This window comes from Streptosporangium sp. NPDC049644 (genome assembly GCF_040675205.1).
Classification (GTDB): domain Bacteria; phylum Actinomycetota; class Actinomycetes; order Streptosporangiales; family Streptosporangiaceae; genus Streptosporangium; species Streptosporangium fukuiense.
Genome location: NZ_JBFAOJ010000100.1, coordinates 1 through 12411, shown reverse-complemented (window position 1 = coordinate 12411; position 12411 = coordinate 1). Strand labels below are relative to the sequence as shown.

Here is a 12411-nt window from a genome sequence, read left to right as displayed (position 1 = left end):
CGGTCCAACGGATGGTCTGTGCGGAGGAGTCGGCATGGCGGATCAGGCGCACCCCGGCGACGTCGATGTGGCCGACGAGGTGCCCGCCATCCAGACGGTGCGGCGCGCCGCGCTGATCCTGAGTGGTTTCACCATCGAGCGTCCCTGGCTGAGCCTCAATGAGATCACCGCGCGCCTGGGGGTCAGCAAGCCCACCGCCCACCGGTACGCCAGGGCGTTGCGGGCGGCCAACCTGCTCCGCTACGACCCGCGTAGCGCGCTGTACTCGCTCGGCCCCCAGCTGCTCGGGCTGGAGGCCGCCGCGCGGGCCGGGCTGCCCATCGCCGCGGCCGCCGCTCCCCACCTCGAACTGCTCATGCGCGAGATCAACCAGACGGTCGTGCTCAGCGTCTGGAACGGCGAGTGCCCGGTGGTGGTCAGCTGCGTGGACAACACCCTCGGCGACGTCCGGCTGAGCGTCCGTACCGGCTCGCAGCTCGACGTCACCCGCTCGGCCCAGGGCCGGATCTTCTGCGCCTACCTGCCCGCCGGAGAGGTGCCCGGGCTCGCGCGGCGGCTGCGGGCCTCCGCGGAGCTGCGCGAACTCCTCAAGGAGGTCCGGCGGACCGGGCTCGCGATCAACTCTCCGGTGGACCACGGGGTACGCGTGCTCGCGGCACCGATCTTCGAGGGTGATCAGGTGGTCGCCTCGATGGCGATCCTCGGCACGGTGGCATCCCTCGCGGGCGACCTGGAGACGCAGGCCGCCGCCGTGCTGCTCGGGGTGGCGCGCGAACTGTCGCGTGAGCTGGGCGGCACCACGCCCGTCTGAGCACGGGCCGGCGGGCTCGGAAGCGGAGATCACGGCGCGGCGGCGTCTCCCACCGGCGTGCGTTCCCGCTGATCAGACATTCTTTCCACAAACCACAGGTGGTCTCCCACGGCGCTCAGGCATGCCCATGGTGTGACGCAATGCGAGATGTAATTCCGCATCTTGACACGCGCCAAGCGTTCCTCGTACGTTCATGAAGCCCGGTTGACCTGGCACGGCGATGGGGAATCCCGCCCCTGGCGCGACCGCCCGCCGATGCCCCAAGAAAAACCACCCCCCTGAACCCTCGCCGTCCCCCCCCAGAGCGGCGGCGAGAGGAGTAGGAGCAAGCATGGGTATGCGACGCGCAGGGGCCGTCATGGCTTTCGCGACAGTCCTCCTCGCCACCGCCTGCGGCGGCGAGGATTCGTCCGCTACCGGAACAGCTTCGGCCGACGGCCCCACCAAGGTCTCCGTGACCACCTTCGGCTGCGAGATATGGAACACCTGGGCCGAGGCCAAGGGCATCTACGCCAAGCACGGCCTGCAGGTCGAGTACGTCAAGTCCTTCGGCGGGTCCGCCGCGGTGGCCGCGGTGCTGTCGGGCGCGGCCGACTTCGGCTACGTCAACGGATTCACCGCGATCAACGCCTACAACACCGGCTTCCCGATCCAGATGGTCTCGGGGGCCAACGTCAACGCCCTGCCCCCCGCGGAACCGGCACAGGGGGTCTTCGTCAAGAAGGGTTCCTCCTACAAGTCGGCCAAGGACCTGGTCGGCAAGAAGATCGCGGTCAACGAGATCGGCGGGATCAACCAGATCGCCACCTCGATCTGGCTGGAGGCCAACGGCGTCTCCACCGACCAGGTGAGCTTCGTGGCACTGCCGTACGCGGAGCAGGTCAACGCGGTGAACGGCGACCGGGTGGCCGCCGCGCAACTGGGGTACGCGTTGCTCGGCTCGGGCGGCGCCGACCTGCGCAGCCTCGACGACCCCTTCGCCGCGCTCGGCAAGGTCTACATCGCGACGTACGTGGCGTCGAAGACGTTCGTGGCGCAGGGGGACACCGCCAAGCGCTTCAACGACGCCATGGTGGAGACCATGAAACAGCTTGAGGACCCGGCGAACAAGGACGAGTCGTTCAAGCTGCTCTCCGAGTGCTCCAAGGTGCCCGCCGAGACCCTCGCGGCCCAGCCGCAGAACGGGCTCGCCCCGAAGGTCGACTTCGCGGCGCTGAACGACATGGCCAAGAAGCTGGTGGATCTGAAGATGATCTCCAAGCAGCCTGATCTCGAACCCTTCGTGCCGGCCTTCGCCCGGTCCTGACCTCCCGGACGGTGAGAGGGAAGGAGATCTCCGTGACGACGGTCGCACAGCCGGCAGGACCGGTCGCCCAGGCGAGAAGACCCACACCCACCTGGGTCCTCGGCACGGCCGGTGTCGTGACGATGTTCGTGGTGTGGGACCTGCTGGTCCGTTCCGGAGCGGTGTCGCGGGACTCGCTCCCCTATCCGGGGGACACCCTGGCGCGCCTCGCCGAGTTGCTGACCGATCCGCTCTTCCTCGGTCAGGTGGTGCAGACCCTGTGGGCATGGGTCATCTCGATGCTCGTCGCCTCGGTGGTGGCCGTCCCGCTCGGCCTGGCGCTGGGATACTTCGCGACGCTGTACCGCCCCGCCTCGGCGGTGGTGCACGCGGCCAGGTCCGTCCCCTCGTCGGCGTTCCTGCCCGTCGCCATCCTGCTCTTCGGGCTGGGGACGCAGATGAAGGTCTCGCTGAGCGTCTACGCCGTCTTCTGGCCGATCCTGCTCAACGCGATGTACGGCGTGCGTGACGCGGAGCCGCTGATGCTCACCGCGGGACGGAGCATGGGCTGGGGGCAGCGAAGGCTGCTGACCAGGATCGTGCTGCCCTCGGCGGCTCCCGCCATCGCCACCGGCCTGCGCGTGGCGAGCTCGACCGCGCTCATCGTGGTGCTCTCCGCCGAGCTCCTCGGAGCCACCAGCGGGGTCGGCACGGTGATCACGACCTACCAGGAGGCGCAGCGCCCCGACTACGTCTACGCCGGGATCCTGATCGTCGGGATCCTCGGAATGCTGATCTACTACGGGTTCCATTTCGCCGAGCGGCTGCTCGTGCCCTGGGGCCACGCCCAGCGGGGAGAGGGACGATGAGCCGCGTTCGAGGTCTGCTGCGCGGTCTGGTCCGCGCGGCGCAGTGGCTCTGGCTGCTCGCGGTTCTGCTGGTGGTCTGGGAGGTGGTCGCCCGCCAGGCGGAGTCGCTGTTCATCCCGCCGTTCTCCCGGATCGTGGTCGCCTTCGTCGACAACTGGCTCTCCGGCGACCCGGCCTCGCTGTTCCTCAGTGACCAGTTCTGGGCCGACGTGCTGCCCAGCCTCGCCCGCCTGGCGGCCGGCTACGGCCTGGCATGCGCGATCGGCGTCGTCGTGGGCATCGTGCTGGGCGTGTGGCACCAGGCGGGGGCGTTCCTCAACCCGCTGATCAGGCTCGGCATGTCGGTGCCGGTGACGATGCTGCTCCCCATCGCGATCGTCTTCTTCGGCATCACCAGCGGGATGAACGTCTCCCTGATCGCGCTGGGCTGCCTGTGGCCGATCCTCGTCAACACCTACGACGGCGTCCGGGGTCTGGACACCGTCGTGACCACCACCGCGCTGAGCATGCGGCTGTCCAGGCGGCGCTACTTCCTCAGCGTGCTGCTGCCCGGCGCCAGCCCCTCGATCATCGCGGGCATGCGCATCAGCATCGGCATCGCGCTGGTGCTCATGGTGATCTCGGAGCTGTACGCGGCCACCTCCGGCCTCGGCTTCTACATCGTCGAACAGCAGAAGCTGTTCCGCTTCCCCGAGCTGTGGTCGGCGATCCTGCTTGTCGCACTCCTCGGCATCCTCTTCAACGCCGCCTTCGCGCTGCTGGAGAGGTCGGCACTGCGCTGGCACCGCGGTGCCAAAGCGGGCTCGGAGCGCGCCTCGTGACGACATCTGACACCGAAGGGACGTCTCCCGTGGGAGCCACCAAGACCAGCGGGGGACCCGGCCACGCCGCCGGGCTCGCCGAGCCGATCCTCGAAGCACACGGCGTGACCAAGTCGTACCGGTCGAGACAGGGTGACGTGCTCGCCGTCCGGAGCATCGACTTCTCCGTCTCGCGGGGGGAGTTCGTCTCCGTGGTGGGGCCGTCCGGGTGCGGCAAGACGACGCTGATGATGTGCATCGCCGGACTGCTCCCGGTCACCGGCGGATCGCTGACCTTCCGCGGGCAGGCGATGACCGGCCCGCAGGAGGGCGTCGCGGTCGTCTTCCAGGACTACAGCCGCTCGCTGTTCCCCTGGCTGACCGTGGAGAAGAACGTCGCCCTGCCGCTCCGGGACCGCGGCATCCCGCGCGCCGACATCGAGCGGAGGGTCGAGCGCGCGCTGGAGATGGTCAACCTCGGCCACGCGGCAGGGCTGTATCCCTGGCAGCTGTCCGGTGGGATGCAGCAGAGGGTGGCGATCGCGCGTGGGCTGGCCGTGGAGCCGGAGATGCTCATCATGGACGAGCCGTTCGCCTCGGTGGACGCCCAGACCCGGGCGAACCTCGAGGACCTGCTCCTGGAGATCTGGGCGGAGACGGGGACGACCATCCTGTTCGTGACACACGACATCGACGAGGCGGTGTACCTGTCGGACCGGGTCGTGGTGCTCTCCCAGGGGCCGTCCGTCGTGGTGGAGGACATCACCGTCAGGCTCGACCGCCCCCGCCACCAGATCGACACCAAGCAGGTCCCGCTCTTCGGCGAGCTGCGCGCCGAGGTCTTCGGGCTGGTCATGGCCTCCGACCGCCGTACCTCACTCTCCGGGGAGGAATCGTGAACCTGATCGCGACGCCGCAGGGCCTGGCACGTCTCGACGCCGACCTCGGCGGTGACGGCGCCGTCCTGCTGGACCTGCCCTTCGCCGACGTGGCGGAACTGCTCGCGGCAGGTGAGGGCTTCGCCCCCGCGCACGCCGCGCGGGAGCGGGGCCGGATCGAGCCGGGGGAACTCCTGGCCCCGCTGGGCAGCACCGGGGCCATCTGGGGGGTGGGGCTGAACTACCTGTCGAAGGCACACCTGACCGGGCGGGCGGCACCCTCCGAACCCATCCTCTTCCTCCGGTCGCCCTCAGCGGTGTCCGCACCGGGAGCGGAGGTGACGCTGCCGCGGGACCGCTCCAGCCAGGTGGACTACGAGGGCGAGGTCGCCTTCGTGATCGGGCGGCCGATGTACCGCACCCCGCCGGGTGAGGTGTGGAACCACATCGCCGGCATCACGGCGGCCAACGACATGACCGCGCGCGACGTCATGGTCGCCACCGCGACCCCCACCCTGGCCAAGAGCTTCCCCGGCTTCGGCGCGCTCGGTGCCTCGGTGCTCGAACTCTCGGCGGTCGACGACCCCGAGAGGATCACTGTCAGGACCGGCGTGAACGGCACGGTCCGGCAGGACTCCAGCACGGCGGAACTGATCTTCGCCGTGCCCGAGCTGATCTCCAGGATCTCCCACTTCGCCGCGCTGCGACCCGGCGACGTCGTGCTGACCGGTACCCCGGCGGGCACGGGCCAGGACCGGGGAGTCTTCCTGTGTCCCGGTGACGAGGTGGAGGTGTCCGTCGCCGGGGTGTTGCCGCTGCGCACCCGGTACCGCTGAGTTTCCCCCTTCCCAGAGCCTTCGCAGTTCCCTGAGATGAGAGATATGAGATGACCGAGATTTCGTTCGACCTTGTTCTGTCCGGCGGTACCGTTTTCGACCCCGTGGCGGGCACTCACGCGGTCACCGACGTGGCCGTGACCGACGGCCGCGTCGCACGCATCGCGCCCTCGCTCGCCGCGCAGGCCAGGGAGGTCGTCGACTGCGCGGGCAAGTGGGTCATGCCGGGCCTGGTCGAGGGGCACACCCATGTCTTCGAGAACGTCTCGAAGGTGGGGGCGCCGCCGGACGAGGCCCATCTGCGCCGGGGAGTGGTCGCCGCCGCCGACGCCGGTACGGTCGGCGCCTCGACCTTCGCCGCCTTCCGTGAGTTCGTGGTCCGGCCCGCCGAGATGCGCCTGGTCAACTTCCTCAACGTCTCGGTGCTCGGCCTGATCGACTTCCGTTTCGGCGAGCTGCTCAATCCGGACACGCTGGTCGCCGAGGACGCGCTGGCCGTGGCGCGGGACAACCCGGACGTGGTCCGCGGCTTCAAGATCCGTCTCTCCGAGGACGTGGTCGGCTCGGCCTGGCGCTCGCTGCTCAAGAGCTCCCTCGCGTTGGCCACCGACGCGGGCCTGCCCCTCATGGTCCACATCGGGGAGACCGAGGAGCCGCTGCCCGAGGTTCTGGGGATGCTCCGCCCGGGGGACATCGTCGCGCACTGCTACACCGGCAAGCCGCACGGCATCCTCGACGACGACAAGGTCATTCCCGCGGTGCTCGACGCACGGGCTCGCGGGGTCCTCTTCGACAGCGCCCACGGCAAGAGCAACCTCAGCTTCGAGGTCGCCAGGAAGGCGATCGCCGAGGGCTTCCTGCCCGACCTGCTCACCTCCGACACCAGTGCCAGGAACTGGCGCGGGCCGGTCTTCGACCTGGTCACCAGCGCCGCCAAGCTGCGGGCGCTCGGCATGACCATGGACGAGATCGTGCCGCGGATGACCATCGCCCCCGCCCGGCGGCTCGGCCTGGACACCGAGGGGTACGGCACCCTCGTCGAGGGCGGTCCCGCCCACGTCACGGTGCTGGAGGACACCGAGGAGACGACCCTGCCCGACGCGGCGGGCAACTCGATCGTGGCACCCAGGCTGGAGCCGGCCCTTGTCCTGCACGGCGGGCAGCGGGTGGAGACGTCGCCCTGGCGCGGCCTGGACACCGCCCGGTGACGCCGGTCGGCGAGGCGAGACGGAGACTGCGGGCCGCGCTGACCGGTGGAGGCCGGGTCGTCGGCACGTTCGTCAAGCTGCCCACCGTCGACTCCGTGGATCTCGCCCGGCAGGCCGGATTCGACTTCGTCGTCGTCGACCTGGAGCACTCCTCGCTGTCGGCGGAGACGGTGATCTCCCTGGTGCGGCATGCCGCCGCGACGGGCATCCCGGCCCTGGTCCGGGTGCCGGTCGTGGATCCGCCGCTGATCAACAGGGTGCTGGAGGCGGGCGCGGCGGGAGTGCAGCTCTCCACGCTGACCGCCGCCGCCGAGCGCGACGCCCTGGTCGCCGCGGCCCGCTACGCCCCCCACGGGCGGCGGAGCATCAGCCTCTCCCACCCGGCCGCCGGCTTCGGCGCGGTGGACCTGGCGGCCTACCTGGCGGCCGAGGCGGCGGACCCGCCGCTGCTCGTCGGGCAGGTCGAGACCGCCACCACCCGTGACCCGCTGCCGGAGCTGCTGGACGGCCTGGACGTGGCCTTCGTCGGTACCACCGACCTGGCCGTCAGCCTGGGCCTTCCCGGTGCGGAGGCGCTGCTCGCGCGGGTGGAGGAGATCGTCGACGCGGCCCGTGCCGCCGGGGTGGCATCGGGCGGCTGGCTCGCCCGCGCGGACGCCGAGTCGGCCGCCGGGAGCGGCCTCGGCGCCGCGCGTTACCTCATCGTCGGCTCGGACCTGCAACTCCTCGGTTCGGCCCTGCGCGAGGTGATGGACAAGTGGGATCGATGAAAGGAACGCCCGTGTTCAACCAGCGGCTGTACGCCACCGCCGTCAACTGGGACGACATCCCCGCGACCGAGATCCGGCCGGGTGTCCGGCGCAAGGTTTACTCCACTGACGAGACCATGCTCGCCTGGCACGAACTGGCCGTCGGCATGACGCTCAACCCGCACAAGCACGACGACTTCGATCAGCTCGTACTGATCCTGCAGGGCAGGTGCAACTACTACGTCGACGGCGTGCCGCACGAGATGTCCGCCGGTTCGATGATGCTGGTCCCCCGGGGAGCGGAGCACTACGTCGAGCCCACCGAGGGGCCGTGCGTCAACGTCGACGTGTTCAGCCCACCGCGGGCGGACTTCGGTGACTCCGTCTGGCTGCCCGGGAGCTAGCATCCCGGGCGGCCCGGCGGCTACAGCCCGAAGTCGGCCTTCCTGATCAGGCAGTGCACTCCCTTGACCTGGTCGACGACCTGGCTGACCTCGAAGTCGGCCGCCGCGCTGAGGTAGGCGAGCGCCCTTGAGCGTTCCATGCCCTGGGTGAGTTCGAGGAACGTCACGGCTGCCCGTACGGCACGCCGCATGGCCTCGTTGAGGTCTGTGTGCAGGCCGACGGGGAGCCAGTGGGTCGAGGTCTCGGCGAACGGCTCACCGAGCGTGCCAAGGAGCGTCCCGGCCTCCCTGGCGGGGATCACCGACAGGCGCAGGGTGGCGCGCAGCGGTGCCTCGAGCGCGGTCAGGGCGACCTCGCCGTCGCCCTGGGCATAGTGCGGGTCGCCCGCGTAGAACCCGGCTCCCGGAACCTGGACCGGCAGGTAGAGGCTGGACCCGACCCGCAGTTCGTTGATGTCGAGGTTCCCGCCGAAGGAGCCGGGCGGCACCGAGTGGACCTGGTCGCCGGTGTCGACCGTCACCCCCATCAGGCCCAGGAACGGCGCGAGCGGGAAGCGCGCCGCCCGCCCCCGGCCGAACGGGATGACGCCGTGCAGGCGCCCGGCCTCCTCGACCACCTCGGTGAAGACGCAGACGCTGTTGTACTCCCGCGCGCCGTCCGCGAGCGGGCCGGTGTCGGCGGCGGTCTCGGGGAACTCCCCGGGAAGCGCGCCGTAGCCGTGCCGGCTGCTGACGAACCCGTACGGCGCCCGGATCAGCAGGCTGAGCACGTCCACCCTGAGCACGTCGCCGGGTTGGGCCCCGGCGACGGAGATCGGCCCCGTCACCACGTGCGGGCCGTGGTTGTCGTAGTCGTGGGCGACGTCGGAGGCGGCCAGGTCGCGTGCGTCGGTGAGCACCTGGTCGGCGCCGACGCCGAACCCGGCGAGGTAGGAGACCGGGTCACGACCCTGGTCCTCCAGGATTCCCTCGTGACTGAGAGTATCGATGGTGACGGTGTCGCCGGACTCGACGTGGAGCACGTGCCGGTGGTCGCGGTTGGGCAACAGGCCCCAGAGGCTGGTGTCCGGGCTGGTGGGGAGGTAGTGGGAACCATCGATGCGGCCGGTCTTCGGCTGGAGCATTGTCCCTCCACGGGGGATACGTCGCTGTCACCGGCTGAGAAAACTCGACAAGTGTTGCGTCGCCGTTAACAGGGAGTAACCGAAGATTTCGGTGTGAAGACTGGTACTTGACACCGCGATGGCGTGGTAGCAGCATCACATAGCGAGATGGCATCTCGAATTCTCGTTCAAAGTCCGTAGGAAGGCCAGGCGCCGCGATGACGCAGCTGACACAGGGATATCCGATCTCCTCCCTCGTGAAGGAGGATGGGGAGGCGTTGTCGTTCAAGGTGCACAGGTCCGCCTACAGGTCGGAAGAGGTCTTCCAGGCGGAGATCTCCAAGATCTGGGGGCACACCTGGCTCTACCTCGGTCACGAGACGGAGATCCCCAAGCCGGGCGACTTCAAGACGAGGACTCTCGGCGGGCGCCCGCTGATCTTCTGCCGCGACTCCTCCGGCGAGGTCCAGGTCTTCCTCAACGCCTGCACCCACCGGGGCACCGTGCTCTGCCGCCACAGCGAGGGCAACACGAAGTTCTTCCAGTGCTTCTACCACGCGTGGGTGTTCAGCAACTCGGGTGATCTCTCGGCGCTGCCCGGTGACGACGCGTACGTCGACGTGCCGGAGTTCCGCGAGGCGATGAAGCTGCGCTCGGTGCCCAGGATCCAGAGCCACGAGGGCTTCGTGTTCGTCGCCTTCGACCCGGACGTGCCCGACCTGATGACCCACCTCGGCAAGGCCGCCCACTACATGTCGCTGACCGCGAAGATCGGCCCCGCGGGCATGGAGACCGTGCCCGGGGTGCAGCTGTACTCGGTCAAGGGCAACTGGAAGCTCGCGGTCGAGAACGCGATGGACGGCTACCACTTCGCGCCCACCCACAACACCTTCGTGGGCTACCTGCGCGAGACCGGCTTCGCCGTCACCGACGACGACCAGTACGCCTACGACCTCGGCGGTGGCCACGGACTGCTCATCCTGACCGGCCACAACGGGCGGATCGGCATGGTCTGGGAGCCGAGGTTCGGCGAGGCGGAGAAGGAGCGGACGGTCGCCAAGCGCCAGGAGATGGAGGACCGGCTCGGCCCCGAGCTGGCCAGGGAGGTCGCCGACGCCAGTCGTATCCTCTTCGTCTTCCCCAACCTGCTCCTGTTCGACCTGGAGGCGCTGACCATCCGCCAGCTCGATCCGGTCTCCGCCGGCCAGACCAACGTGCGGGCCTGGCAGTTCGTCGAGACGGACGAGCCCGCCGAGGTGCGGGCACTGCGGATCAAGACGATGGTCAGCTTCGTCGGCCCCGGCGGCCTCGCGACGCCGGACGACATCGAGGCGTACGAGGCGGTGCAGCGCGGGATCGAGGCGACCGCGAACGCGGCGGACCCCGCCTTCGACTGGAGTGACATGTCGCGCGGCATGGCCAACGAGCAAAAGGGCAACCAGGGCCGTTCCATCGACGAGGGCGCGATGCGCAGCTTCTGGCGTCACTGGGCCACCGTCGTGGGCCGGGACTGAGCGGGCCGGGACCGAGTCGATGGACGGTAAGAAGAGTAAGGAGAGCGCCGTGGGCGGCAGGACCATCACCCGGCACGAGGTGGAGGACTTCCTCTATCGCGAGGCGTCGCTGCTCGACGAGTGGCGCCTCGACGAGTGGTTCACCCTCTTCGAGGAGGGTGGGCGCATGGAGGTCGCCACCACCGACTGGAAGGGCTGGGACAGCTCCTCGGCCGGCTCCTTCATGTGCGACGACTACGACCTCATCAAGGCCAGGGTGAAGCGGCTCAAGAGCCGCAAGGCACACGCGGAGAACCCGCACTCCAGGACCCATCGGATGATCTCCAATGTGCTCATCCTGGAGCAGGGCGACAAAACAGTCTGGGTGAGTGCCAACTTCATCATTCACCGCTACCGTGACGGCGGGACCTACAGCTACGTGGGTCGCTACGAGCATGTCCTGCTGATCGAGGACGAGGGGCTCCGCTTCAGGTTCCGCAGGTCGATTCCCGCCATGGAGGCCATGGACCCGGGCGCACGGCTGAGCTTCATCCTCTGATGATCAAGCACATGCTGGTCTTCCGCTTCAAGGAGGACGTGCCGGCCGAGACGGTGGCGGCGGTCCTGGCGGAGCTGGAGACCTTCCCGAGCAGGTATCCGGCCATGCGCGACTGGGCCTGCGGGCCCAACGTCAGCACGCGCGACACGAGCATGACGCACGGCTTCGTCGTCGGGTTCGACTCCGAGCAGGAACTGCTGGACTACCTGCACAGCTCCTCGCACGAGGAGTTCGTACGGCTGCGCTGGCGGCCGGTGATCGAGCGGCAGGCCATCGTCAGCCTCCACTGCTGACCTCGCCGCGCCCCGCCGCGATGCCCGCGCCGACCGGCACCGCACGACGAGCACGTCACGAAGAACCAAGAAGGAATGAGGAAGGCACCATGACAGCTGACGCCCGTCCCCGGGCACCGTACGGGATGGAGTACGCCCGGATCGCGGTGCCGGACATGGCGGAGACCATCGAGTTCCTCCGGTATCACGTGGGTCTCCAGCTCGAACAGCACGACGACGAGTACGCCTACCTGCGCGCCGACATCGAGCACCACTGCGTGGAACTGCTCCACGAGCCCGGCAGGGAGACGTCGCACACGGTCGCGATCGGCTTCAGCGTGGAGTCCGACGAGGTCCTCGACGACCTGAGGGAGAGGGTGCTCGCGGCGGGGCTGGAGGTGCTGCCCCTGCAGGACAGGATGAAGGGCCTGTGCCAGCGCGGCTTCGGCGTGAGCGACCCGAACGGGCTGGTCGTGGAGCTGTTCACCGAGTTCCAGGAGTACGCCGAGGCGCCTGTCATCGAGCTGCGCCCGCTCGACCTCGTGCATCCCTTCATCGCCACCGACAAGTACGACGAGACGCTGGCCTTCTACACCGGGGTGCTCGGCTTCCTGCCCTCCGACTACGTCGGGGACGGCACCGTGTTCCTGCGGGCCGAGGACCGCTACCACCACAGCCTGGCCCTGCAGCGCAGCAACGAGTACTACGTCGCTCACCTGTGCTTCATGATGAAGAGCCTCGACCACGTCATGCGTGGCAGGGCGCGCGCCCTGTACAAGGGGGTGCCGATCGCGTCCGACATGGTCAACCACTCCGCGTCGACCTCGATCGCCTTCTACATGTTCGAACCCAAGCACGGGCCCAGGTACGAGCTGTGCGACGGCCACCGGGTCTTCACCCCCGAGGAGCACGAGACGCACCGGCCCCGCAGGATGGCCGTCGACCCGCGCAACATCGACGTCTGGCGCGCCGCCGCCGACGACTGGGGCCGTTTCTGAGCGGCGTCCCCGAACGGAGAAGGCGAGGAGCCCCGGCCTGTGACAGGCCGGGGCGGCGCGCCGGCGGCGCGGGGCGCGGCCGCGCCCCCACGTGGTGGTGTGCATCTTGAAAAAGAAACAACAGAGGGTTGGGGATAGGGAGAGAG

14 protein-coding genes are annotated in these 12411 nt (G+C 69.2%); 13 read left to right on the top strand and 1 reads right to left on the bottom strand.

The annotated features are described in order from the left end of the window. Window positions 1-34 precede the first annotated feature (34 nt). The 9 genes from AB0J58_RS36565 to AB0J58_RS36525 all read left to right on the top strand — a co-directional run bounded on the left by AB0J58_RS36565 (window position 35) and on the right by AB0J58_RS36525 (window position 7840). Window positions 35-811 (top strand): IclR family transcriptional regulator, encoded by a 777-nt coding sequence (locus tag AB0J58_RS36565; protein ID WP_343961811.1) that lies wholly within the window; start codon window positions 35-37, stop codon window positions 809-811. Window positions 812-1169: 358 nt separating this feature from the next. Then, window positions 1170-2117: an ABC transporter substrate-binding protein gene (locus AB0J58_RS36560; RefSeq protein ID WP_364224496.1), complete on the top strand. Its 948-nt coding sequence runs from the start codon at window positions 1170-1172 to the stop codon at window positions 2115-2117. Between the two features lie 32 nt (window positions 2118-2149). Beyond that, window positions 2150-2965, top strand: a complete 816-nt coding sequence (locus AB0J58_RS36555) for an ABC transporter permease (protein ID WP_364224494.1) — start codon at window positions 2150-2152, stop codon at window positions 2963-2965. Then, window positions 2962-3786, top strand: coding sequence for an ABC transporter permease subunit (locus tag AB0J58_RS36550; protein WP_364224492.1), 825 nt, complete (start codon window positions 2962-2964; stop codon window positions 3784-3786). Before AB0J58_RS36555 ends, AB0J58_RS36550 begins: the two co-directional genes overlap by 4 nt. Before the next feature lie 29 nt (window positions 3787-3815). Further along, entirely contained in the window at window positions 3816-4664 is an 849-nt protein-coding gene (locus tag AB0J58_RS36545; protein WP_343961820.1) for an ABC transporter ATP-binding protein, read from the top strand. Then, a complete protein-coding gene (locus AB0J58_RS36540; RefSeq protein WP_343961822.1) occupies window positions 4661-5479 on the top strand; it encodes a fumarylacetoacetate hydrolase family protein in 819 nt (272 codons plus the stop codon). Before AB0J58_RS36545 ends, AB0J58_RS36540 begins: the two co-directional genes overlap by 4 nt. Before the next feature lie 50 nt (window positions 5480-5529). Further along, window positions 5530-6687 carry a hypothetical protein gene (locus AB0J58_RS36535; protein ID WP_343961824.1) on the top strand — a complete coding sequence of 386 codons (1158 nt, stop codon included), beginning with the start codon at window positions 5530-5532 and terminating at the stop codon, window positions 6685-6687. Next, window positions 6684-7457, top strand: coding sequence for an aldolase/citrate lyase family protein (locus tag AB0J58_RS36530; RefSeq protein ID WP_364224490.1), 774 nt, complete (start codon window positions 6684-6686; stop codon window positions 7455-7457). The genes AB0J58_RS36535 and AB0J58_RS36530 overlap by 4 nt, the downstream gene beginning before the upstream one ends. A gap of 11 nt (window positions 7458-7468) precedes the next feature. Then, complete coding sequence (locus AB0J58_RS36525) at window positions 7469-7840, top strand: cupin domain-containing protein (protein ID WP_343961829.1); 372 nt, start codon at window positions 7469-7471, stop codon at window positions 7838-7840. Between the two features lie 20 nt (window positions 7841-7860). Here the strand turns inward: AB0J58_RS36525 and AB0J58_RS36520 are convergent, their stop codons facing one another. Beyond that, a complete protein-coding gene (locus tag AB0J58_RS36520; protein WP_343961832.1) occupies window positions 7861-8964 on the bottom strand; it encodes an acetamidase/formamidase family protein in 1104 nt (367 codons plus the stop codon). A 197-nt stretch (window positions 8965-9161) separates the two neighbouring features. Here AB0J58_RS36520 and AB0J58_RS36515 point away from each other — a divergent pair, with 197 nt between their 5' ends. The 4 genes from AB0J58_RS36515 to AB0J58_RS36500 all read left to right on the top strand — a co-directional run bounded on the left by AB0J58_RS36515 (window position 9162) and on the right by AB0J58_RS36500 (window position 12265). Next, window positions 9162-10457 (top strand): aromatic ring-hydroxylating dioxygenase subunit alpha, encoded by a 1296-nt coding sequence (locus AB0J58_RS36515; RefSeq protein WP_364224488.1) that lies wholly within the window; start codon window positions 9162-9164, stop codon window positions 10455-10457. Between the two features lie 49 nt (window positions 10458-10506). Next, a complete protein-coding gene (locus tag AB0J58_RS36510) occupies window positions 10507-10995 on the top strand; it encodes an aromatic-ring-hydroxylating dioxygenase subunit beta (protein WP_343961837.1) in 489 nt (162 codons plus the stop codon). Beyond that, the gene (locus AB0J58_RS36505; RefSeq protein ID WP_030916912.1) at window positions 10995-11288 is read left to right on the top strand and encodes a Dabb family protein; all 294 of its coding nucleotides are present in this window, start codon (window positions 10995-10997) and stop codon (window positions 11286-11288) included. The genes AB0J58_RS36510 and AB0J58_RS36505 overlap by 1 nt, the downstream gene beginning before the upstream one ends. A gap of 89 nt (window positions 11289-11377) precedes the next feature. Next, window positions 11378-12265 (top strand): VOC family protein, encoded by an 888-nt coding sequence (locus AB0J58_RS36500; RefSeq protein WP_364224486.1) that lies wholly within the window; start codon window positions 11378-11380, stop codon window positions 12263-12265. Window positions 12266-12411 lie beyond the last annotated feature (146 nt).

What these genes read in the sequence shown, in the direction of transcription:
- AB0J58_RS36560 (WP_364224496.1), top strand. Translation starts at nt 1,170, where the DNA reads ATGGCTTTCGCGACAGTCCTCCTCGCCACCGCCTGCGGCGGCGAGGAT.
- AB0J58_RS36565 (WP_343961811.1), top strand. Translation starts at nt 35, where the DNA reads ATGGCGGATCAGGCGCACCCCGGCGACGTCGATGTGGCCGACGAGGTG.
- AB0J58_RS36500 (WP_364224486.1), top strand. Translation starts at nt 11,378, where the DNA reads ATGACAGCTGACGCCCGTCCCCGGGCACCGTACGGGATGGAGTACGCC.
- AB0J58_RS36520 (WP_343961832.1), bottom strand. Translation starts at nt 8,964, where the DNA reads ATGCTCCAGCCGAAGACCGGCCGCATCGATGGTTCCCACTACCTCCCC.
- AB0J58_RS36515 (WP_364224488.1), top strand. Translation starts at nt 9,162, where the DNA reads ATGACGCAGCTGACACAGGGATATCCGATCTCCTCCCTCGTGAAGGAG.
- AB0J58_RS36550 (WP_364224492.1), top strand. Translation starts at nt 2,962, where the DNA reads ATGAGCCGCGTTCGAGGTCTGCTGCGCGGTCTGGTCCGCGCGGCGCAG.
- AB0J58_RS36505 (WP_030916912.1), top strand. Translation starts at nt 10,995, where the DNA reads ATGATCAAGCACATGCTGGTCTTCCGCTTCAAGGAGGACGTGCCGGCC.
- AB0J58_RS36535 (WP_343961824.1), top strand. Translation starts at nt 5,530, where the DNA reads ATGACCGAGATTTCGTTCGACCTTGTTCTGTCCGGCGGTACCGTTTTC.